The organism is Hanstruepera ponticola (genome assembly GCF_012931685.1).
Lineage (GTDB): Bacteria > Bacteroidota > Bacteroidia > Flavobacteriales > Flavobacteriaceae > Hanstruepera > Hanstruepera ponticola.
The window spans coordinates 1,003,375-1,026,743 of sequence record NZ_JABANC010000001.1; the positions used below are offsets into that span (position 1 = coordinate 1,003,375).

Annotated in this window: 18 protein-coding genes; 11 read left to right on the plus strand and 7 right to left on the minus strand. The window is 34.2% G+C overall.

Features of this window, described 5'->3' with window-relative positions; genetic code table 11:
• Positions 1–5: 5 nt before the first annotated feature.
• From HGK31_RS04415 to HGK31_RS04425, 3 genes are read left to right on the plus strand one after another with little or no spacing between them, the layout of a single operon-like run.
• A complete protein-coding gene (locus tag HGK31_RS04415) occupies positions 6–6,161 on the plus strand; it encodes a T9SS type B sorting domain-containing protein (protein ID WP_191858649.1) in 6,156 nt (2,051 codons plus the stop codon).
• Between the two features lie 20 nt (positions 6,162–6,181).
• Entirely contained in the window at positions 6,182–7,099 is a 918-nt protein-coding gene (locus HGK31_RS04420; protein WP_317045760.1) for a PorP/SprF family type IX secretion system membrane protein, read from the plus strand.
• An 18-nt stretch (positions 7,100–7,117) separates the two neighbouring features.
• Entirely contained in the window at positions 7,118–9,016 is a 1,899-nt protein-coding gene (locus tag HGK31_RS04425) for an OmpA family protein (RefSeq protein ID WP_191858650.1), read from the plus strand.
• Positions 9,017–9,071: 55 nt separating this feature from the next.
• Here HGK31_RS04425 and HGK31_RS04430 read toward each other — a convergent pair whose 3' ends face one another.
• A complete protein-coding gene (locus tag HGK31_RS04430) occupies positions 9,072–10,616 on the minus strand; it encodes an Rne/Rng family ribonuclease (protein WP_104735343.1) in 1,545 nt (514 codons plus the stop codon).
• Between the two features lie 307 nt (positions 10,617–10,923).
• Positions 10,924–11,214: an HU family DNA-binding protein gene (locus HGK31_RS04435; RefSeq protein ID WP_044626974.1), complete on the minus strand. Its 291-nt coding sequence runs from the start codon at positions 11,212–11,214 to the stop codon at positions 10,924–10,926.
• Positions 11,215–11,348: 134 nt separating this feature from the next.
• Between HGK31_RS04435 and mutY the strand changes: the two genes are divergently transcribed.
• The 4 genes from mutY (at position 11,349) to gldD (ending at position 14,827) form a co-directional block, all read left to right on the plus strand.
• On the plus strand, positions 11,349–12,371 hold the full coding sequence (mutY, locus tag HGK31_RS04440) for an A/G-specific adenine glycosylase (RefSeq protein WP_191858651.1): 1,023 nt from the start codon (positions 11,349–11,351) through the stop codon (positions 12,369–12,371).
• 89 nt (positions 12,372–12,460) lie between these two features.
• Entirely contained in the window at positions 12,461–12,913 is a 453-nt protein-coding gene (locus tag HGK31_RS04445) for a single-stranded DNA-binding protein (RefSeq protein ID WP_191858652.1), read from the plus strand.
• 24 nt (positions 12,914–12,937) lie between these two features.
• The gene (locus HGK31_RS04450) at positions 12,938–14,242 is read left to right on the plus strand and encodes a gliding motility-associated protein GldE (RefSeq protein ID WP_191858653.1); all 1,305 of its coding nucleotides are present in this window, start codon (positions 12,938–12,940) and stop codon (positions 14,240–14,242) included.
• A gap of 3 nt (positions 14,243–14,245) precedes the next feature.
• On the plus strand, positions 14,246–14,827 hold the full coding sequence (gene gldD, locus HGK31_RS04455) for a gliding motility lipoprotein GldD (protein WP_191858654.1): 582 nt from the start codon (positions 14,246–14,248) through the stop codon (positions 14,825–14,827).
• A 50-nt stretch (positions 14,828–14,877) separates the two neighbouring features.
• Here the strand turns inward: gldD and HGK31_RS04460 are convergent, their stop codons facing one another.
• Positions 14,878–15,396 carry a heavy-metal-associated domain-containing protein gene (locus tag HGK31_RS04460; RefSeq protein WP_191858655.1) on the minus strand — a complete coding sequence of 173 codons (519 nt, stop codon included), beginning with the start codon at positions 15,394–15,396 and terminating at the stop codon, positions 14,878–14,880.
• Between the two features lie 88 nt (positions 15,397–15,484).
• On the opposite strand from HGK31_RS04460, the gene HGK31_RS04465 reads away from it, so the two are divergent.
• Complete coding sequence (locus HGK31_RS04465) at positions 15,485–16,363, plus strand: DMT family transporter (protein ID WP_191858656.1); 879 nt, start codon at positions 15,485–15,487, stop codon at positions 16,361–16,363.
• A 51-nt stretch (positions 16,364–16,414) separates the two neighbouring features.
• Here HGK31_RS04465 and HGK31_RS04470 read toward each other — a convergent pair whose 3' ends face one another.
• Positions 16,415–18,466 (minus strand): M16 family metallopeptidase, encoded by a 2,052-nt coding sequence (locus HGK31_RS04470; RefSeq protein WP_191858657.1) that lies wholly within the window; start codon positions 18,464–18,466, stop codon positions 16,415–16,417.
• Between the two features lie 17 nt (positions 18,467–18,483).
• Positions 18,484–19,803 carry a M16 family metallopeptidase gene (locus tag HGK31_RS04475; protein ID WP_191858658.1) on the minus strand — a complete coding sequence of 440 codons (1,320 nt, stop codon included), beginning with the start codon at positions 19,801–19,803 and terminating at the stop codon, positions 18,484–18,486.
• A gap of 174 nt (positions 19,804–19,977) precedes the next feature.
• Between HGK31_RS04475 and HGK31_RS04480 the strand changes: the two genes are divergently transcribed.
• The 3 genes from HGK31_RS04480 (at position 19,978) to rpmA (ending at position 21,354) form a co-directional block, all read left to right on the plus strand.
• The gene (locus HGK31_RS04480; protein ID WP_191858659.1) at positions 19,978–20,421 is read left to right on the plus strand and encodes a DUF4199 domain-containing protein; all 444 of its coding nucleotides are present in this window, start codon (positions 19,978–19,980) and stop codon (positions 20,419–20,421) included.
• 86 nt (positions 20,422–20,507) lie between these two features.
• Complete coding sequence (gene rplU, locus HGK31_RS04485; protein WP_104735352.1) at positions 20,508–21,068, plus strand: 50S ribosomal protein L21; 561 nt, start codon at positions 20,508–20,510, stop codon at positions 21,066–21,068.
• A 25-nt stretch (positions 21,069–21,093) separates the two neighbouring features.
• Positions 21,094–21,354: a 50S ribosomal protein L27 gene (gene rpmA / locus HGK31_RS04490; RefSeq protein ID WP_007646798.1), complete on the plus strand. Its 261-nt coding sequence runs from the start codon at positions 21,094–21,096 to the stop codon at positions 21,352–21,354.
• A gap of 52 nt (positions 21,355–21,406) precedes the next feature.
• Here the strand turns inward: rpmA and HGK31_RS04495 are convergent, their stop codons facing one another.
• Both HGK31_RS04495 and ahcY read right to left on the minus strand, forming a co-directional pair.
• Entirely contained in the window at positions 21,407–21,877 is a 471-nt protein-coding gene (locus HGK31_RS04495; protein ID WP_191858660.1) for a DUF1569 domain-containing protein, read from the minus strand.
• 117 nt (positions 21,878–21,994) lie between these two features.
• Positions 21,995–23,311, minus strand: a complete 1,317-nt coding sequence (gene ahcY / locus HGK31_RS04500) for an adenosylhomocysteinase (RefSeq protein WP_104735852.1) — start codon at positions 23,309–23,311, stop codon at positions 21,995–21,997.
• Positions 23,312–23,369: the final 58 nt, after the last annotated feature.

Below are 23,369 nucleotides of genomic sequence, written 5' to 3' on the forward strand. Positions count from 1 at the left end.
TAGCAATGAAAAAATTTACATTTTCCATTTTATTTGGGTTGATTTCACTTTGTGGGTTCTCTCAAATAGGATTAACTGAGAATTTCGACAGCGGATTGGTTCTACCAACAGGTTGGACGTCTGATTCTGGAGATTATTTTGGAGCTGTAGTTCAAGTTTGTCAGACACTCTCACCAAGAGCAAACTTATTTGACGGCAATACTACTGCCCACCTAACTTCACCCAACATTGTTGGAGCCTCTAACGCCAGTGAGCTGACCGTTACATTCGACTACAAAATAGTCGATTGGTCAGCAGCTACTGATGCCACACCACCTGGTTGGGGTGAAATTCGCATACAGTACTCCACTAATAATGGTGGCAATTGGACAACCATTGAAACAATCAATGATGATAATCATATTACGTCTAACGAGTGCTTTAATTTTAGTACCACTGTTGATGGTGCTGATTTACCAACAGGCTCGGACTTCAAGCTGCGCATAGATGCAACTTGGTTAGAAGGAACTTATTACATATATATAGATAACGTTACGGCAACACAGGTTGTTGTAGATCCACCTTCATGTGTGAATCTAATTACACCAGCCAATGGTGCAAATGGTGTTGGAATTAACACTAACTTAGAATGGAGTGCAGCTTCAGGTATTCCAACAGGCTATACATTGACTGTGGGTACAACTCCAGGCGGAACAGATGTGGTAGATAATCAAGATGTAGGTTTATCCACATCTTTCAATTTTGCGGCACCTTTGGAATATTCAACTACTTATTATGTAACAGTATTAGGTTATAATGCAAATGGACCTGCAGAAGGATGTGAAGAGTTTTCATTTACAACAGGAGCTGATCCAAATGCACCAGTAGATTGTGCAGCAGGCACACCAATTAACACGGTATTTTGTTATGATAACAATGAGACGATGACCTGGAACTTCCAAAGTTCAGATGGTGGTCCAATGAACGTGTTTTTTAATGCTGGACAAATGGAAGGCTGTTGTGATGAGGTTACCATTTATGATGGTACAGATAACACAGGAGTAGTATTATATGATGACAACAATGGCGGAGATATGACAGGTGTTTCTGTTAATTCCACAACAGGATTTATATTCATAGAGATAGATAGTGATGGTTCAGTGAGTTGTGCATCTAATGGTTATACACCATTGAATTTTGATGTATCCTGTATAGATACTACGGCTGTACCAAACTGTAATTCAGTATTAACAACACCAGCGAATGGTTCGGTTGATGTTAATGAAAACACAGACATCACGTGGAGTTCAGCTTCAATCATTGTAACTGGTTATACAATTTCGATAGGAACTACACCAGGAGGGACAGATATACTAGACAGTTTTGACAACGGACCAGCAACAACTTATGATCCGGGGACATTAGATTATGAAACCACATATTATGTAACTATTGTACCATATAATGATAATGGTCCTGCGATTAATTGTAATGAACAGAGCTTTACAACAAGGGACGACCCTAACCAAGTGTTGGATTGTACCAATGGAGAGGTTATTAATACTACTTATTGTTATGAGCAAAATGATACCATGGTATTTAACTATGCCAGTAATGATGGTTCTCAAATATCGGTTGTGTTTAATTCGGGTTGGATTGAAGCAGGTTGGGATGAATTAATTGTTACTGATTCTGATGGAACTATAATTTTTCAAGGAGATAATGGAGGAGACTTAACTGGACTGTCATTTTTATCTTCAGGAGATTCTATTTCTGTTGCTGTTGACTCTGATGGTTCAGTGAGTTGTCAAAGTACTGGTAATGCCCAATGGGATTTTACAGTTTCATGCTTTGATGCAACATCAGTTCCTAACTGTAACGCTACCTTAACAGGCGAAGTTGCAAATGGAACTATTGACGTGAATGAAAATGAAGATTTAACATGGAGTGCTGCATCAGTTCTAGTTACTGGATATATCATAAATATGGGTACTACACCAGGAGGTACTGATGTGCTAAATGGTGTTGATGTTGGAAATGTACTTACTTATGAGCCTGGTGTTCTTAACTTTTCAACAACTTATTATGTAACTATAATTCCTTATAATGATAATGGTAATGCAACGGGCTGTATTGAAGAAAGTTTTACAACTAGAGATGATCCTAATCAAATAGTTGATTGCGCATCTAATCAAGTTATAAATACAACCTATTGCTATGCAGGGAATGATACAATGGAATTTAATTTTGCAAGTAGCGATGGTTCTCAATTGGTTGTATTCTTCAATGCTGGTTGGATTGAAGCAGGATGGGATGAGTTAATTGTTACTGATTCAGATGGAACAATTATTTTCCAAGGTGACAACGGAGGAGATTTATCAGGTCTGGTTTTTATATCTTCTGGTGATTCCATTACAATAGGCGTTAATTCAGATGGCGTTATAAGTTGCGCAGGATCAACAAATGCTCCTTGGGATTTTGATGTTACATGTTTCGATGCTACTGCTGTTCCAAACTGCGATGCTGAAGTTTTAGTGCCTGCTGATGATACTATTGATGTGGCGATTGACACAGATATTACATGGAGTGCAGCTTCTATTTTTGTTACAGGTTACACTATTTCAATTGGCACAACTCCCGGAGGAACTGATGTGGTTGACAATTTTGATGTTGGAAATGTGCTTACCTATGATCCAGGGATCTTAACTAATGCTACTGAATATTATGTGACAGTTATTCCTTATAACGATAATGGACCAGCAGATACAGATTGTACTGAATCATCATTTAAAACAATATGTATTCCACAAGTTGTTAGTTTTAATGCTGTTGGTGATTGTGAAACAGATCCTGATAATCCAGATTTTGTAATTGAAGTAAATATTACCGATTTAAGTGGTTCAGCTTCGATTATAGTATCAGATGATCAAGGCAGCGCACCACAGACTGCTGATACCATAGGAATTGTAACAATGGGTCCATATGCAGCCAATACTGTTGTTACCATAACAACAATTAAGTCAGATGATGATACTTGTGATGTGATTAGTAGTCCAATAACGTTTATTTGTCCACCACCACCTAACCCTTGTTCAATCATTTATGCTGGTGAGGACGTTACCATTGGTTGTGAAGAATCAACCGATTTAGAAGCAAGTTACCATTTGTTTGGCCAGGATACCAATACTTATATTATTAATGGTTTGGATGCTTGTCCACTTCCAACAACTGTTGGTGGAACACCAACTAGTTTAGATATTGACGATCGCTGGTCTGAAGTTATAGACATTGGTTTTGAATTTTGCTTTTTTGGTGATACTTATACCCAATTATTAGTTGGTTCAAATGGTGTACTATCTTTTGAATTAGAAAATGCTGAAACTGGCAACGGTTGGGCAATGGCTGCCGGAGATTTATTGCCAAATAATACCAATCCAACTTTAGCAGAAGCTAATATTTTTGGTGTTGGTCATGATATTGACCCTGGTGTTTCAGGAGACATCAATTATTTAGTAATTGGTACGGCACCATATAGAATGTTTGTTGTGAACTATACAGATGTAGCTCACTTTAGTTCTGCATGTAATCAAACTCTATTTTCTAGCTCACAAATCATTCTTTATGAATCTTCAAATAACATTGATGTCAATATTTTTGAAAAACCAATTTGTTCTGGCTGGAATGGAGGACGCGCTGTAGTTGGTGTTCAAAATATTGCTGGAGATACAGCTTTTACACCTCCAGGAAGGAATACAGGTGTATGGGAGGTAACTCCTGATCAACCTGAAAGCTGGCGTTTTGCGCCTTCTGAAGGAACACCTAATTATACATTTGAGTGGTTTGATGGAACTACCTCATTGGGGAATACTGAAACAGTTACAGTTTCCCCTACAGTTACAACTACCTATACTGCTACTGTTACTTATGAGTTATGTACAGGAGGTACTGCTACATTAACCGATGATGTTACGGTAGAAGTAATTACTGATAGCACTGATGACCCGTCCTTTACTGTTGAAGCAACATGTGATGGAGCTATTGCTACAATTACGGGTACTCAAGGAGGTATGTTTCAGTTTAGCCCTGAACCAGGAGATGGTGCTGTTATTGACCCAGATACTGGTGAAGTAACTAATGGGGTTTCAGGCGAAACATATACTATTCAATATATTGTTTCAGAAACAGGAACGTGTCCAGCATCAAGTACACAAGATGTAACCATATTATCAGCTGATGATGCTTCATTTATAATCTCACCTGCTTGTGATGGCGGAACAGCTACGGTTACTGGCGTTATTGGTGGAACATTCGCTTTTAATCCTCAACCAGGAGATGGAGCCATGATTGACCCTGATACTGGAACGGTTACGGGAGGTATGCCTGAAACTGATTATACAATAGAATACACAACAAATGGTGATTGCCCTAGTTCTTCTACTCAAGTATTGACAACGTTGACTGTAGGTGGTGGGTTTATGGAAGATTTTGGAACTAGCCCTGATAGGGAATCTACTCCATACACCAATTATACATTTAACGAATTTACTCAAGTTGAAGATGGAGAATATACTTTGAATAATAACGCAACCGACCTTAACACTGGTTGGCATGATATGGAGGATCATACATCAGGAGATACTGATGGATTGATGTTTGTTGTTAATGCTTCCAATGCTGCAGGAGAGTTTTATAGACGATCTATTTTTGTGAGTTCTAACACCGAGTATAATTTTAGTGCGTGGATTACAACAGTTTATGATATTGATACTGCTATTTGTCCAGGAACAGGCGTTCCTTCTAATGTTACTTTCAGAATAGAAGATGAATTTGGTAATTTAATTACTGAAGTGAATACGGGTGATATTCAAAATGAATCCAACCCTAATTGGCAAGAATATCAACTAAACTTTAATACTTTGAGTAATTCACAAATTCAATTAGTATTATTGAATCAAGGAGTTGGAGGATGTGGAAATGATTTGGCGATTGATGATATAAGTTTAACTGCTGTTCAACCTGTTCTTTCATTTACACCTGATTGTGAAGGAGGAACCGTCACAGTAACGGGTACTTCGGGTGGTACATTTGTATTTAACCCTGCACCAACAGATGGTGCTGTAATTGATGAAATGACAGGCGTTATTTCTGGAGGAACTCCAGGAGCAACGTATTCAGTAGAATATATCGTACCTGGAGGATGTGCTTCAAATATCATAAACACAACATTACTACCAGGAGAAGATGCTTCATTTACAGTATTACCAACATGTGATGGTGGGTTAATTACTATAACTGGAGATGTGGGAGGTTCATTTGCTTTTAATCCTGTGCCAACAGATGGTGCTACTATTGACCCAATTACTGGTAATGTTACCAATGGTATGGTAGGAACAGCATATACTGTTGAATACACAACTGCAGGTACTTGTCCAGCGATAAGTTCTCAAACATTTACTGTTTTACCTCAAGACGATGCTTCATTCACTATGTCAGCAACCTGTGATGGAGGAACAGCTACCGTAACAGGTTTATCAGGAGGGACGTTTGTATTAAATCCTGATCCTCAAGATGGAACAACAATAGATCCTGCAACAGGAACTGTTTCTGGAGGGGTAATTGGAGAAACTTATATGATTGAGTATATAACCAATGGACAATGTCCATCATCGAGTTTTGAAGCTGTTACTCCTTTATCAGCTGAAGATGCTACGTTTGCCGTTACAGCAGTGTGTGGAGGTGCTGAAGTTGAAATAATTGGTGACACGGGCGGAACATTTGCTTTTAATCCTGATCCTGGAGATGGTGCTACAATTAACGTGGATACTGGATTGGTTGAAGGTGCTACGGGAGATACTGAATATTCTATTGAATATACTACATCTGGTCCTTGTCCTACAAGTACAACAGAATCTTTTATTGCATTGCAATGTATTATTCCGCAAGTTATTACGCCAAATGATGATGGTTTTAATGACTCTTTTGATTTAAGTGGTTACAATGTTAGTAGTCTAGAAGTTTTTAACCGAAATGGGGTGAAAGTTTATAGTAAAACGAATGGTTATACAAACGAATTTAATGGTGTTGCTGATAATGGAGATGAGTTACCAGTTGGAACCTATTTCTATGTAATGAAATACCAAGGAGGTAAAGAACGAACTTCATGGGTATATATCAATAAATAATAGAACACAACGAAAATTTAATGATGAAAAAACTATATATAATTTTAGTATTTGTATTGTCTGTTTCTTTTACACAGGCTCAACAGGATCCTCAATATACACAGTATATGTATAACATGAATGTTGTTAACCCAGCTTACGCTGGTTCTTATGATGGCATTGCAGTTGGAGCGCTTTATAGAAGTCAATGGGTTGGTTTAGATGGAGCTCCAAATACCGGAACGCTCGCTGTACATGCTCCAGTTGGCAGAAGGGTAGGATTAGGTTTCTCTTTTATTAACGATGAAATAGGCCCAGTAAGAGAAAATAATGCCTATGCAGATTTTTCATATACTCTTCCTATAGGCAATGACAATAAATTGGCTTTTGGTGTAAAGGCAGGTGCTACGTTTCATAAAATAGGATTAATTGGGTTGGATGTAATTGATGCTAACGATCCTTTTTTACAAGAAAATGTGGATGCTGTCACACCCAACGTTGGTGCTGGTGTTTATTTTTATAAACCTAATGAATATTATATTTCTGTATCTATGCCAAACATGCTGAATTCAGTTCATTTGGACGCTACAAACGGAACTAAAGTAGGTTCTGAAACACAGCACTTGTTTGCAGCAGCTGGTTATGTTTTCAATCTGTCAGATAACTTTGCTTTAAAGCCACATGGATTATTAAAAGTGGCTTTTGATGCTCCTGTAAGTTTTGACTTAAACGCAAACCTATTTATGTACAATATTGTAGAAGTAGGTGTAGGATATAGGCTAGAAGATTCTTTTAGTGGTATGATTAACTTTATGGTAGCTCCAAATTTAAGAATTGGTTATGCTTATGATAGCATTCGTTCTGATTTGAATATAGCAACCACATCATCTCATGAGATATTTATAAACTTTGATTTCAGTTTTACAAAGAAAGTTTCACGTTCTCCACGTTATTTCTAACCACTTAAGCTAAACATTATGAAAAAAATTAAAATACTTATAACGCTAGTAATATTGAGTGGTTTAACAGTGACTGCTCAAAATAAAGATACTCAAACTGCTGATAAATTATTCAATAGACTGGAATTTGTTGATGCTATTGAAGCGTACAATAAATTAGTTGAGAATGGGAAAGCAAATGAATACGTTTACAAACAATTAGGAGATGCCAATTATAAAATATTTGCTACTGAAGAAGCAGAAAAATGGTATGCAAAAGCTTTAGAAACGTCGCAAGATTCTGAAACAATCTACAATTATTCTCAAATGCTTAAAGCAAATGGGAAATATGATGAATCCAGTAAATGGATGCGGAAATTTGCTGATATGAATCCCAAAGATGACCGAGCAAAGGCTTTTAAAAATAACCCAGATTTTATTCCTGGAATATTGGAAGGCGAGAAGAAATATGAATTAAAAACTTTAGGATTTAATTCTGAAGAATCTGATTTTGGAGGTACAGTCAATAATGAAATTCTTTATTTTGCATCGGCTAGAAATAATGCAAGACGTAATTATGGATGGAATGAGGAGCCTTATTTAGATGTATATCAAGTGTCATTAACATTAAATGATGAAGACCAAGAAGCTGATTTAGTAGAAGGAAACATTAATACAAAACACCACGAAGGAACAGTAGCATTTAGCCCTGATGGAAATACCATGTATTTTTCTCGTGAGAGCTATTTTGAAGGAGATTACGAAAAAGATAAAGATTCAAAATCAAAATTCAGTGTCTTATATTTATACAAGGCAACTAAAGATGGTGATAAGTGGAGTAATGTTGAACCACTTCATATAAATAATAAAAATTATAATATAAGCGCTCCAACTATGAGTGCAGATGGTAAAACACTATATTTTCATTCCAATATGCCAGGAGGTTTTGGATTAGAGGATATATACAAGGTTTCAGTTAATAGTGATGGAACGGTTGGTGAACCAGAAAATTTAGGAGATAAAATCAATACTGAAGGATCTGAAAAATATGCATTTATCAGTTCAGAAAATACCTTATATTTTTCTTCCAATGGCCATTTAGGATTAGGAGGTTTAGATGTGTTTTTTGTATCTGAATCAGGAACTATTGAAAACGTGGGTGTACCCATTAATAGTAATTCTGATGATTTTGCCTTTACCATCAATGAAGAAACCAAAGAAGGCTTTGTATCATCCAATAGACCTGGAGGAAAAGGTGGTGATGACATCTATGGTGTAAAGCGTTTGGAACCTTGTAACGTGATGTTAACAACTTCTGTAATTGATAGTGAAACAGGAGAGCCACTTTCTGGAGCCACAGTAGTTATAAAAGATTCTAATGACCGTATCGTATTATCCGAAACTTCGGATGATAAAGGGCAAGTTTCTTACGAGGTTACATGTGAAAAGTCATTGGAAATTTCAGGTACACTGCCAGATTATGAAGGTAATACGTTGAGTTTTGCTGGTAGTCAAGATGAAGAGGTTAACTTACAATTAGAGTTAAAACCAATTGATAAAATAATAGTTGAAGATCGCGTGGTATTAAACCCAATTTTGTTTGATTTTGATAAGTCTAACATTACATCACAAGGCGCTTTTGAATTAGATAAATTAGTTGCAGTGATGAATAAATATCCTGATATGGTGATTTTGGCCGAATCTCATACAGATAGTAGAGGTTCAGTTAATTACAATGAAAAACTATCTGATAGAAGAGCGAAATCTACAGTTCAATATGTGATTTCAAAAGGCATTGATGCCAACAGAATATCGGGTATTGGTAAGGGAGAAAATGAACTAAAGGTTGATTGTGGATCTAAATGTACTGAAGAAGAACATCAAATGAATAGACGTTCAGAATTTATTATTGTTAGTGGCGGTCCTAACCAAAATTAATTAATTAAACTATACTCATAAAAAAAGCCTTACTCAATTGAGTAAGGCTTTTGTATTATTTAATTTGATTACCATCTTTATCAAAAAAGTGGTATTCTAAATATGTGTAAGCATCTCTTGGTAAAATTTTCACCCATTTTTTATGTTCAAAAAACCATTTTGAACGAATTGATGGAAAACCTTTAGTTAAAAAGGCTGCTATAAAAGGATGTGTGTTTAAAGTCAGCTTTTTATAGTCTTTTTTAATAAGTTGTTCAAGATCATGTGTGATTTTTGGCACTATACTAATAGGAGCCTCTATCTCTTTGCCATTAATGGCATTTGGATTTTCTTCACGCGTTTTAATGTTCATTTCAGGACGAACACGTTGTCTTGTAATCTGTACCAAGCCAAATTTACTTGGCGGTAAAATTTTATGTTTCGCTCTATCATCCTTCATTTCATCACGAAGGAAATTATAAAGCTTTTTTCTGTTTTCAGCTTTTGTCATATCAATAAAGTCAATAACTATGATGCCACCCATATCACGAAGACGTAATTGTCTTGCGATTTCAGCAGCAGCAATCATATTTACTTCCAATGCCGTGTCTTCTTGAGTTTTAGCTTTGTTTGAACGGTTTCCACTGTTTACATCTACTACATGTAATGCTTCAGTGTGCTCAATAACCAAATAGGCACCTTTTGCCATAGAAACGGTTTTTCCGAAAGATGTTTTTATTTGTCTTTCTATCCCGAATTTTTCAAAAATAGGAACATTGGATTGATACAACTTAACTATTGATTCTTTGTTTGGTGCAATTTCATGCACGTAATCTTTAATTTGAATGTAGAGCTCTTCATCATCAACATGAATGCTAGTAAAGGAATCATTAAAAATGTCTCGTAAAATTGACGAGGCTTTATTGAGTTCTCCTAATACTTTACTTGGATGATGGGCTCTGTCTAGTTTTTTACACATTGCGGTCCAACGACCTAACAAGTTTTGTAAATCTCTGTCTAGTTCTGCTACTTTTTTGCCTTCTGCTACGGTACGAACAATAACGCCAAAACCTTGAGGTGTAATACTTCTTACAAGGCGTTTTAAGCGATCTTTTTCTTCACGATCCTCTATCTTCTGTGAAATAGAAATTCTATCAGAAAAAGGCACTAAAACAATATATCTACCTGCTATTGAAAGCTCGGAACTAATTCTAGGTCCTTTGGTGGATATAGGTTCTTTTACTATTTGTACTAAAGTAGATTGATTTGATTTTAAGACGTCATTTATTTTACCGTCTTTATCAATATCTTTTTCAAATGGGAAATTTTTTAAAGAATAATCTTTTAGTTTACCTGTGCTTACACGTTTTGTGAATTTTAAAAGTGAAGGTAGTTTAGGTCCTAAATCATGATAATGTAAAAAGGCATCTTTTTCATAGCCCACATTTACAAAAGCAGCATTTAAGCCTGGAACAGCTTTTCTTATTTTGGCTATAAACACATCACCAACAGAAAAGTTATTACCACCTTTGTCTTTTTGAAATTCAACTAGTCTTCCATCTTTTAATAAGGCAAAATCAACATTTTCTGAACCAGAACGAATAATCAATTCTTTATCCATTTAGTTAACTTTTATCCATCACACATAAGGTGCGACAGATGGATTAATACTATATTCTTCACAGGATTTTTAATCCGTGGAGTAACTCATTACGCAAGGTAACACGATAGAGTAACTCAATATCAAAGAACGTTTTGATTTTAAAACCAAAAAAGTAGTTGAACAACTACTTTTTCAGTTTATTTTTTCTTTTTGTGACGATTTGCGCGTCTTCTTTTTTTACGCTTATGCGTCGCTACCTTGTGTCTTTTTCTTTTTTTACCACTTGGCATAAATTTCTTCTTTTAAGGTTATTAATTTAATATTGTTATTTAACGTCTACATTTGTTTTTACACCTTCAACAAATACTTTTGCAGGCTTAAATGCAGGTATATTGTGAGCTGGTATTTTGATAGTTGTATTTTTTGAAATATTTCTACCAGTTTTTTCTGCTCTTGTTTTAATTATAAAACTACCAAAACCTCTTAAATAAACGTTATCACCGCTTTCTAATGAAGTTTTTACTTCGTCCATGAATGTTTCTACAGTTGCCTGTACATCGCCTTTTTCAATTCCTAATTTTTCAGAAATTTTTGCTACTAAATCAGCCTTCGTCATTTTAAATATTTTTTTGTTACTATTAATCTTTTAAAGGGTTGCAAATATAGGAATTTAATATTCAATATTTCAAACCTAATTCATTAAAATTTAAGAATATAAACGATTATTTTTGCAATTAGTATATACGTCAAATGCATATTACGAAAATTTTAACATCTTGGTATTCAGACAACAAGCGTGAATTACCATGGCGAAGAACCAAAAACCCATATTATATATGGTTATCTGAAATTATTTTACAGCAAACTCAAGTTAAGCAAGGATTACCTTATTATGAAGCCTTTGTAAGTGAATATCCAAATGTGTTCGATTTGGCAAAAGCAGATGAAGAGCATGTTTTAAAATTGTGGCAAGGTCTAGGTTATTATTCACGAGCTAGGAACTTACATGCGTCTGCGAAGTTTATAGCCTCTGAATTAGATGGTGAATTTCCGAATAATTATATGGATCTTTTAAAACTAAAAGGAGTTGGTGATTACACGGCTAGTGCTATAGCATCTATTTGTTTTGGTGAAGTAGCAGCTGTAGTTGATGGCAATGTTTACAGAGTTTTGTCACGTTATTATGGGATTCATACACCAATAAATAGCACGCAAGGGAAAAAAGAATTTAAGGCTCTCGCACAAGAAATTATAGACAGAAAAAATCCAGCAGATTTTAATCAGGCCATCATGGAGTTTGGTGCCATGCAATGCAAACCGAATAATCCAGACTGTTTGATTTGTCCGTTGAACAAATCTTGTCAAGCTTTTTTGGAACAGAAAGTATCATTGCTTCCAATAAAAATTAAAGCCTCTAAACCAACTAAAAAATATTTTAATTATTTAGTTTACATTAATAATGACCATGAGACAATTTTAGAGAAAAGAGAGGATAAAGGTATTTGGCAAAACTTATATCAGTTTCCGCTAATTGAATCTAATAAATCATTGACCTACGAAGAACTAAAGACTATGATTGAATTTAAAGTAAATGATATTAGTCTATTCAATGAAGAAAGTATAGTTCATAAATTATCCCATCAACATTTACATACTAAATTTTGGATTATCACTACGGATAGATTGCCTGATAAAGGCATTTCAGTGAAAGATATACATGATTATCCTACGCCAATTTTAATTAAAAATTTTATAGACACCTTTAAATTTTAATTTGAAATTAAGGGCAATCATATTTTTTTCTTAAATTTAAGTTTATGAATGGCAATTGATTAATTTTGCCAGATAAATAAAAACATACTATGTCAGGAACATTGAACAAGGTTATGCTTATTGGGCATTTAGGAGATGAAGTTAAAATGCATTATTTTGAAGGAGGTGGTTGTATTGGTCGTTTTCCTTTAGCAACTAATGAAACATATACCAACAAGCAAACTAACGAACGCGTTACCAATACAGAATGGCATAATATTGTTGTCAGAAACAAAGCTGCTGAAATTTTTGAAAAATACGTAAGCAAGGGTGATAAGGTGTATATTGAAGGCAGAATAAAAACCAGAAAATGGCAAGATGAAAGTGGTAATGATCGCTATTCTACCGAAATACAATGTACAGAATTCACATTTTTAACTACCAAAAACGAAAGTGTTAATACAGCTTCTAATCAGCAAAGTAATTCTAGTTCTCAACCAAAGCAAGATCCAATTACTCCAAAACCAGAAGTTGATTTACCAGAAGACGATTTACCGTTCTAAACTTTTTAATTAAAACCCAAACGATTGGACCCAGAACCCACGCGATTTTTAGCACTTTTAATCTCTATTGAATATTCAGTAATATTTGGTTTTATACTACTTTTTGTTTTATTGCTTTGTTCAGCTTTAATTTCTGGGGCTGAAGTTGCTTTATTTTCTCTAACTCAATCTGATATTGAAGAAAATTTAGATGAAAAGCATGCCGCTATTTCTATAATTTCTAAATTATTAGAGCGTCCAAAAAAATTACTTGCCACCATATTGGTTGCCAATAATTTTATAAATATTGGTATCGTCATATTATTTGCATATCTAGGAAATTTTATTTTTCAGAATATAGAAAATTACATTCTAAAGTTTCTTTTAGAGGTTGTTGTCATTACGTTTTTAATATTATTGTTTGGTGAAATTTTACCTAAAATTTATGCTAGTAGAAACAAAGTAAAGTTTTCTGTTTTTATGGCCTATCCTCTACGCGTTTTGGATGTGTTGTTTTCTCCTTTAAGCCTTCCTATGCGAGGTATTACAATTGCTATTCACAGTAAATTAGGAAAACAAAAATCAAATTTGAGCGTTGATCAATTATCTCAAGCATTAGAACTTACAAGTGAGGAGGATACAACTAAAGAGGAACAGAAAATTTTACAAGGCATCGTGTCATTTGGTAATACAGATACTAAACAGGTTATGAGGCCAAGAATTGATATTTTTGCTCTGAATATCACCCAGAAATATCTAGATATTATACCAGAAATAGTTGCCAATGGCTATTCACGAATTCCGGTATTTGAAGATAATATTGATACCATAAAAGGTATTTTATACGTAAAAGATTTATTGCCATATATAGATAGAAAACAATTTGATTGGACCACCTTATTACGCGATCCTTTTTTTGTTCCAGAAAACAAAAAACTAGATGATTTGATGGCAGAATTTCAAGAGAAAAAGGTCCATTTAGCTGTTGTAGTCGATGAATATGGTGGTACATCCGGCTTAATTTCTTTAGAAGATATCATTGAAGAAATTGTTGGCGATATTAGCGATGAATTTGATGATGAAGACTTGGTTTATTCAAAATTAGATAATCATAATTATGTTTTTGAGGGTAAAACGGCATTGAAGGATTTTTATAAAATAATAAAGCTAGAAGACGAAAGTGTTTTTGAGAATAACAAAGGTGAAGCCGAAACATTAGCAGGCTTTATTTTAGAGATTTCCAAAAGTTTTCCAAAACAAGGAAGTAAAATAAATTTCGAAAATTACGTTTTCACTATAGAAGCATTAGATAACAAACGGATTAAACGCCTAAAAATAACATTACCTTAAAGCATGAGGAATATTGGACTAGTAAGTATTATACTATTGATTTGTTTTTCTTGTGGGAATGACACATTACCTAAACCAAATGCTTATTTAAGATTAGATTACCCTGAAGCAGATTACAAAACTTTCAGCCCTGGATTTCCTTTTACGTTTGAAAAAAATGAACTGGCATCTGAAGTGCGAGCGAGGATATTAACAGCAGATTCGGCAAGTTTAGGTGTTGATTTAATTTACCCTTCATTGAAAGGAACAATCTATTTAACCTATAAAAAAATTAATAACAGCCCTGAACAGTTACGGAATTTATTGCGTGATGCACAAGGTTTTACGCAAGAGCATACTCAAAAAGCTGATGAAATTGCTGAGCAACTTTATGAAAGCAAGGAGCATGATGTTTATGGTATGTTTTATGAAGTTGGTGGTAACGCTGCATCGCAATCACAGTTTTATGTAACAGACAGTATTAATCACTTTTTGACAGGTTCGTTGTATTTTTATGCTAAACCTAATTATGACTCAATTCTGCCTGCTGCAAATTATCTGCAGAAAGACATTCAGCATATTATGGAAACATTGCGATGGAAATAAAAAAACCACTCATTATGAGTGGTTTTTTTATTTAATTTATTGAGCTTGTTTTAAGCTTTAGCTTTATCTGCGCAACAAGCCATTTTACAGTCTTTGGCACAAGCCATTTTTTCTGCTTCTGTTTTATTAGCACAACAGGCTTTTTGACAATCTTTGTCACAAGCTTTTTTTTCAGCACTAAAACTATCAACAGTTTTCATGTCTTTTACTGAATAAACATCACCAGCTTTTTTAACAACCTCTTCAAGTGTAGTAGGCGTCACTTTAGCTTCATCATATTCAACCATAGCTATTCTTGAATCAAAATCTACTTTTGCAGATTTTACACCTTCTAATTTTGCCATTTTCTTTTCAATAGTTTTGGCACAACCCATGGCGCAAGTCATTCCTTCAATGGTGAATTCTGCTTTTGCATAATTGGCATTAGGGTCTAATTCTTTTATCTGATCAGTTGTCATTTCAGTAGATTCATTTTCAACCGTCACAACTTCAGGAGTCGTTTCATTCTTACAAGCAGAAAAAACTACTGCCAACAATAAAACAACTATAATGTTTTTAAATGTATTCATTTGTATTACGTATTAAGTTCATCACAAAATTACTAAATAATGCTGTTTATTGCATTAAAATTAACAATTTTGTCATTTCATTTGCCTTATGAAACAAATTAACGTTAAATGGTTGTATTTAATTGTGCTCTCTTTAATTTGGGGAACCTCTTTTATACTGATTAAAAAGGCATTATTAGGTTTAAACGCTTACGAGCTAGGTGCTTTAAGAACCATTATTACAGGTGTTTTTTTGTTACTTGCAGGCTATTCTTCATTAAAAACGATTGAAAAGAGCCAATGGAAATGGATTGCACTTTCGGGGTTTTTAGGTTCTTTTTTTCCAGCTTTTTTCTTTGCGATTGCCGAAACAGAAATAGATAGTGCCGTGGCATCTATTTTGAATTCGCTCGTGCCATTAAATACTATATTATTAGGCTTCGCTGTGTTTAAAATAGCATCGACTAAGCGACAGGTAGTTGGCGTTATAATTGGGTTTATTGGTACAGCTATTTTAATATTAAAGGGAGCAGAACTAAATCCAGAACAGAATTATTTGTATGCAGGTTTTGTTATCGCATCAACTATTATGTATGCAGCTAATGTAAATATTATAAAACGTTATTTACAGAACGTTAAACCACTTGCTATAGCTGCTGGAAATTATGCAGTAATCATCATTCCAGCTGTGATTGTTTTATTGATGAGTGGCTTTTTTAAGGAAGGACATTTAAGTAATCCCAATTTAAAACTATCTATTTGGTACGTAGTTATTCTATCGTTTTTTGGGACAGCCTTGGCAAAAGTTTTATTTAATAAACTAGTCCAAATTTCCTCACCAGTATTTGCATCTTCAGTTACTTACGTTATGCCAATTGTAGCACTTACTTGGGGTGTTTTGGATGGGGAAGGGTTCAGTCTTTTGCAAGGTTTTGCAACATTCATCATTTTAGTAGGTGTATACTTATCACATAAGCCAAAAAAATAAAAACTCGCTGTTTTCAGCGAGTTTTTATTTTATGTTTTTAAAAGATTGTTATTAATCAAAATCAGCATCTTCTACACCTTCATTAACTTTAATTTCTTTAACAATAAAGTCAAACTTACGTGGACCCGCTGTTTGAGAAATTTTGAATGGGAACATTATTCCGGCTACTTCTTTGTAGTCTGTATAAAATATAGATGAGGTTCCCATTTCAGAGTTTCTGTCTTCTTTTACTTTTAAACCAGTAGAAACGCTGTAATAAGCAGTAAGCTCATCTGAAACTTTAACCTTATAAGCTTTTTCACCATCAACATCTTCAATTTTATCCAATGTCACGCCCTGATTTAAATAATTTATTTCAGGAAATGGTGACGATTGTTTTTGAGCTTTTACAATTTCATCTTCCGTCATATCAGAACGCTGCCCTTGAACAACTTTATAACCAGCATTACCATCTAATACTTGTTTTTGAACAGAAGTTCCCATAGCTGTAATTTCCTGCATCAGCTGATTTTTTGATGTTTTTTTCATTTCTAGATTCATCATCATACCAGGTTGTAATTCAGCTTCAGCTTGTATAACAACGGCATTGACATTATCAAGTTTCTCCCGACCACCAATAGCGTCAATATAAGCTTGTAGCACTTTATTTGGTGTGATATCTGAAGGCATTTCAATATCGTAGTTTGGCTTTTCGGTTGCGTTGGCATATTTGTCAAAATACTTTATTGGAATTTTTGTTTTTTCAAGATTTTCAATGACATCACTACCGTTTCCAATAATAACTATTCTGGCATTGTCAGGTTTCATATACTTTTGAGCAACACGATTTACATCTTCAACAGTCACATCATTAATTTTTTGAAGATAGTTGGTATAGAAATCTTCTGGTAAATCATTGAGCTTTATATTTAAAGCATAGTTAGCAATAGTTTGAGGTCGCTCAAGTGCCATTACAAAGTTTCCAGTGTATTTGGCTTTTACATCACGTAATGTTTCAGGAGAAACGGGTTCATTATTAATACGCTTTATTTCCTTTAATGCCTCAACCACAGCGCTATCTGTAACTGCATTTCTTACTTTTGCACTTGCAGTAAATCTGGAAATTCCAAATCTGTTGGCTCCTAAATCAGAATAAGCACCGTAGGTATAACCATGTTCTTCACGAAGGTTTCTGAATAAATAACCTTCTCCACCACCACCAAGTATTTCGTTGGCAATTAAAGCTGCATGATAATCCTCATCATTCATTTTCAAATCTACATTGTTAGTAATAGAAATATTAGATTGTGTTGCACCGGGAACATCAACAAAGTTAATTTGTGTGTATGGAACATTTGGATTTGGAGGTGTTATAGGCGCATCAACAGTAACATCACGCGTCCAATCGCTAAAGTGCTTTTTAACTTGTTTTTCAATAGCTTTAAAATCTACATCACCTACTACTACTAAATATGCATTTGATGGGTTGATGTACATTGAGCGATAAGTTTTAATGTCGCTAAATTTTATGTTGTTAATGGTTTCTTCAGTAGTAAATTCCCCATATGCATTTTGCTTGCCATAAGATAATGCACTTCCTACACGGCCAGCAATGACATCTGGGTTTTTTTCGTTGTTTTTAATGTTTTCAATGAGTTTTACTTTTTCTTTTTCAAACTCTTCTTCAGTTAACAACGGATTAATAACAGCATCTGCCATTAATTCTAAAATGCGTTCAGAATATTTTGACAAACAGCTAGCAAAACCACCATTAAAACCTAAATTAAAATTAGCACCTAAATAATCTATTTCTTCGTTAAATTCATCTTTAGGAATGCTAGTTGTTCCATTACCTAACATGGCGCCAAGTACACTTGTGACACCTGCTATATTTCCTTCAACAATAGGTTTGTTGTCTATTCTTAAAGAATAAGATACTCTGGGAAGTTTATGATTCTCTACAACCAACACTTTGAGTCCGTTTTTCAATTCAAACTCACCTGGTTCTTCAAGAGTAATTTCAGGTGCTGGACCAGATTTAGGTGGTTTAGATCGATCTATTTGGGCATTTACACCCATAGACAATAAAAATATTAGAATCAAAGAAGCTATTTTAGTTTTCATTTTATAAGTGTTCATAATTATTGATCATCTGTTTTTGGTAAATATTCTATTTCAACACGTTGATTTGTGTTTAAGTATTTTTTTGCAACGGCTTGAATTTCCTCTCTAGTGATAGAACGGTAAATATCAATCTCTGTATTGATTAAGTTCACATCACCATAAAGCAGGTAATAGGTAGCCAAAGAACTGGCAATACCAGCGATACTTGAATTGGAATTGACAAATTGATTCTCAAACTGGTTAAGCAGTTTTGTGTGATCACGTTCTGAAATAAGTTCAGTTTGCATCTTCACTATTTCTTCATCCATTTCAGATAATAAAGTATCTAATGGCGTTTCGCCCAGAGGAATTGCAAACAAGGCAAAAATATTATAATCTACTTGTCCTAAATTTACTGCCTGTACAGTTAGTGCTTGCTTTTGTTCATCTACCAATTTTTTATAAAGCACAGAACTTTTTCCACCACTTAAATAAGTTGAAATCATATCCAAAACACGCGCGTCTCTAGTAGCAAACCCTGGCATTCTGTAAGCTGCAATTATGGCTGGAGTTTGAATGTTTTTATCGTAAGCTTTTACTTTTTTTGTTTCAGTAATTGGTTTTTCTTCAGGAAAATTTCTAACAACTTCAGGTCCTTTTTTTACAGCACTAAAGTAATCTTTAACTAGCTTTTTGGTCTTGTCTATATCAATATCACCTGCAACTACTAAAACTGCGTTATTAGGAACATAATATTTTTCGAAGTAAGCCATAAATTCTTCAAGCGTAGCAGCATCCAAATGTTCCATCTCACCAATATTGGTGTCTTTATATGGGTGAACCTCAAATAAATTTTCGCCAAGCACTTTCAATATCTGACCATAAGGTCTGTTGTCATAACTTTGACGCTTTTCTTCCTTTACAACTTCATTTTGTGTGTCAACACCAACTTGGTCAATAACTGGATGCAGCATGCGCTCTGACTCTAACCATAGTCCAAGTTCTAATTTGTTGGAAGGAAAAATCTCATAATAGTAAGTTCTATCTTGAGAGGTATTGGCATTAAATGTACCACCATTGGCAGGTATGATTTTCATGAATTCCCCACGTTTTATATTTTCAGAACCTTCAAATAGTAAATGTTCAAAAAAGTGAGCAAATCCTGTACGATTTCTATCACCATCTTTTCCGCCAACATCATACATAACAGAAGTGGCTACAACAGGAGCTGTATTATCTTGATGTAGAATAACGTGTAGACCGTTTTCAAGGTCAAATTCTTCAAAATTGACTTCTTGCGCATTTATAGCTGTTAAAGCCAAAACAAATACAGCAAAAGTGAATAAGTATTTTTTCATTGTGGGTTTAATTTATGTGGTTAAATATTGAACTGTAAGTAGTTTAAAGAGTAAAAATGTTACAGAATTTCAAAAATAATAAATCATCTTGGTTTTATATGGTATTTAAAGAAATTTCATAGGAAATTATTATTTCTAACAATTTTTCACGAAATTTAGTAAAAACAAAAAATCATGAAAAAAGTTAGTCTTCCTATACGATTTGGATTGATAATGAGTGTTATTCTTATTGCTTATTTTCTAATTCTGTCATTGTTCAATATTCATACAAATCCGGTGTATAGTTTTTTAAATGCCTTTATTACAGTTTTCGGAATTTATGAAACGGTTAGATATTATAAATTGGAGCAAGGAGATGATTTTAGCTATTCAAAAGGAATAATTGCAGGTTTGATTTCTGGTTTTATAGCAACTGTAGTTTTTTCGATTTTTTTCTTGTTTTACATTACAGAAATTAATTCAGACTTTATACCTGGATTACTAGAAACTACCAATTATGGCTCTGATGTAAGTGTTGGGGTTGTCACCTTTACGGTTATTGTAATGGGCTTTGCAACCACAGTTATTTCTGCACTAACTGTGATGCAATATTTCAAAAAAAGCTGGAATGCCTCTTAAATTAAATAAATCGTTTGTAGTTTAATTATTTAGCAGTATATTTGCACTCATTTTTGAATAAATTAATTTAATAAAAACGTTACGCTATGTACGCAATTGTAGAGATAGCAGGGCATCAATTTAAAGTTGAAAAAGACCAAAAAGTTTTTGTTAACCGTTTAGCAACAGAAGAAGGTAAGAAAGTTTCTTTCGATAATGTTCTTTTAATTGGTGATGGTGACAATGTAACTGTAGGCGCCCCAGCTATAGGCGGAGCTCAAGTAGGAGCAAAAGTCTTAAAGCACCTTAAAGGTGATAAAGTGATAGTTTTCAAAAAGAAAAGACGTAAAGGTTACCGTGTAAAAAATGGTCACAGACAAGCCTTAACTGAAATTCAAATTGAAAGTATTGTAGCTTCGGGAGCCAAAAAGGCTGCCAAAGTTGAAAACGAAGGAGCAAAGCCAGCTAAAGCTGAAAAAGCTGCTCCAAAAACAGCTGAACCAAAAGCTGCTGCTCCAAAAGCAGAAGCAAAACCAGCTAAAAAAGAAGAATCAACTCAAGATTTAAGCAAATTAACTGTTGCTGAATTAAGGGAGATGGCTAAAGCAAAAGAAATTACAGGATACTCTTCTATGAAGAAAGCCGAATTAATTGCTGCTTTAAGTTAATTTAACAATATAAAATCGAAATAAAATGGCACATAAAAAAGGAGTCGGAAGTTCGAAAAACGGTAGAGAATCAGAATCGAAACGATTAGGTGTTAAGATTTTTGGTGGTCAAGCTGCCGTTGCAGGTAACATCATTGTAAGACAAAGAGGTACTGCACACAATCCAGGTGAAAATGTTTACGCTGGAAAAGATCATACATTACATGCCAAAGTTGATGGCATTGTAAAGTTTACAAAGAAAAAAGATAACAAGTCATACGTTTCTATTGAGCCTTTTGAAGCTTAAGAAACTATTTTGTTAAGATATTGAAACCCTTTCTGGAAACAGAGAGGGTTTTTTATTTCAAAATATCTCGAATTATTTTTAAATGGTGATTGGTATGTAATTGTAAAAACTGAATGGTTTTAGTTTTATTAAGCTGCCCAAAAACAAAGTGAGTGAAATAGGCATTATCATCAAGTGTCTTTATACGATTAATGTTATCGTTCGCTAAACGAATTTGTGTTTTTAAATCATCAATTGAAATAACTTCTGGAGGTCTAACAATTTTTGGTGCTTTGGCTTTGCCTCTTGGGATGTAATTAAGAGTGAATAAGAGCAGCCTCCATTTATTAAAACCCCATTTATATTGATCAGGATTTGAGCTGGCTAAAGCTTCTGTAACAAGATTAATAACTTTTAAAGAGTGATCTATTTGCCAAGCAACATCAGAGTTTGATATTGTATTATTCCTTTCATCCTTAAACTGGATGTGACTCTCTAATTTTTTAAGAAGCGGAATAAGATTTTCAGAATTTAGTTTTTGCATGTTTTAAACTACTAAAAAACCCTCACATATTTTCTCAACTTGATTGAGATTCATGTAAGGGTTTCTCTATTATCTAAAATCGAAGCGATCTAGAATCTAGATGCGCTTGTCGTCTTTTTAGTATCTATAGTATTCTGGCTTATAAGGCCCTTCAACTTTTACACCAATATATTTAGCTTGGTCTTCTTTTAACTCGGTTAACTCAACACCAATTTTTTCAAGGTGCAATTTCGCTACTTTTTCATCTAAATGTTTTGGTAACATATATACTTTGTTCTCGTAAGCATCCTTGTTATTCCAAAGTTCAATTTGAGCTAATGTTTGGTTTGTAAACGAGTTACTCATTACAAAACTTGGGTGACCAGTTGCACAACCTAAATTCACTAAACGTCCTTGGGCTAAAATAATGACATCTTTTCCGTTTATGGTGTATTTATCAACTTGAGGCTTAATAACATTCTTTGTGTTTCCATAGTTATTATTTAACCAAGCCATATCAATTTCGTTATCAAAGTGACCAATGTTGCACACTATGGTTTTATCTTTCATAGCTTCAAAATGCTCACCACGAACAATATCTTTATTCCCAGTAGTTGTAATAACGATATCAGCGTTACCAACAACAGTTTCTAATTTCTTCACTTCAAAACCGTCCATTGCTGCTTGTAAAGCACAAATTGGATCAATTTCTGTTACTGTTACAATACTTCCAGCGCCTTTAAAAGAAGCAGCTGTACCTTTACCAACGTCGCCATAACCACAAACCACTACACGTTTTCCAGCTAACATCACATCAGTAGCACGACGAATAGCATCAACAGCACTTTCACGACAACCATATTTGTTATCAAATTTAGATTTTGTAACCGAATCATTTACATTAATTGCAGGCATTGGCAATGTGCCATTTTCCATACGCTCATACAATCGGTGAACACCAGTTGTAGTTTCTTCAGATAATCCATTAATTCCAGAAACCAATTCAGGATATTTATCTAATACCATATTGGTTAAATCGCCACCATCATCAAGAATCATATTTAATGGTTTTCTATCTTCTCCAAAAAACAAGGTTTGCTCTATACACCAGTCAAACTCTTCTTCTGTCATATCTTTCCAAGCATATACAGCAGTTCCTTCCGCAGCAATAGCAGCAGCGGCCTGATCTTGAGTAGAAAATATATTACAAGAACTCCAAGTTACTTCAGCACCTAAAGCCTGTAGTGTTTCAATTAGAACAGCTGTTTGAATAGTCATGTGTAAGCATCCTGCTATACGTGCACCTTTTAAAGGTTGAGAATCTTTATACTCTTCACGTAAACTCATTAATCCTGGCATTTCAGCTTCAGCCAATTCAATCTCTTTTCTTCCCCAAGCCGCTAGCGACATATCTTTTACCTTATTAGGTACGTAGGCAACTGTTTTTGTGTTCATATTGTTATATTTGTGTTTCAATAATTATTTGCGACTGCAAAGATAACTAATAACTTTC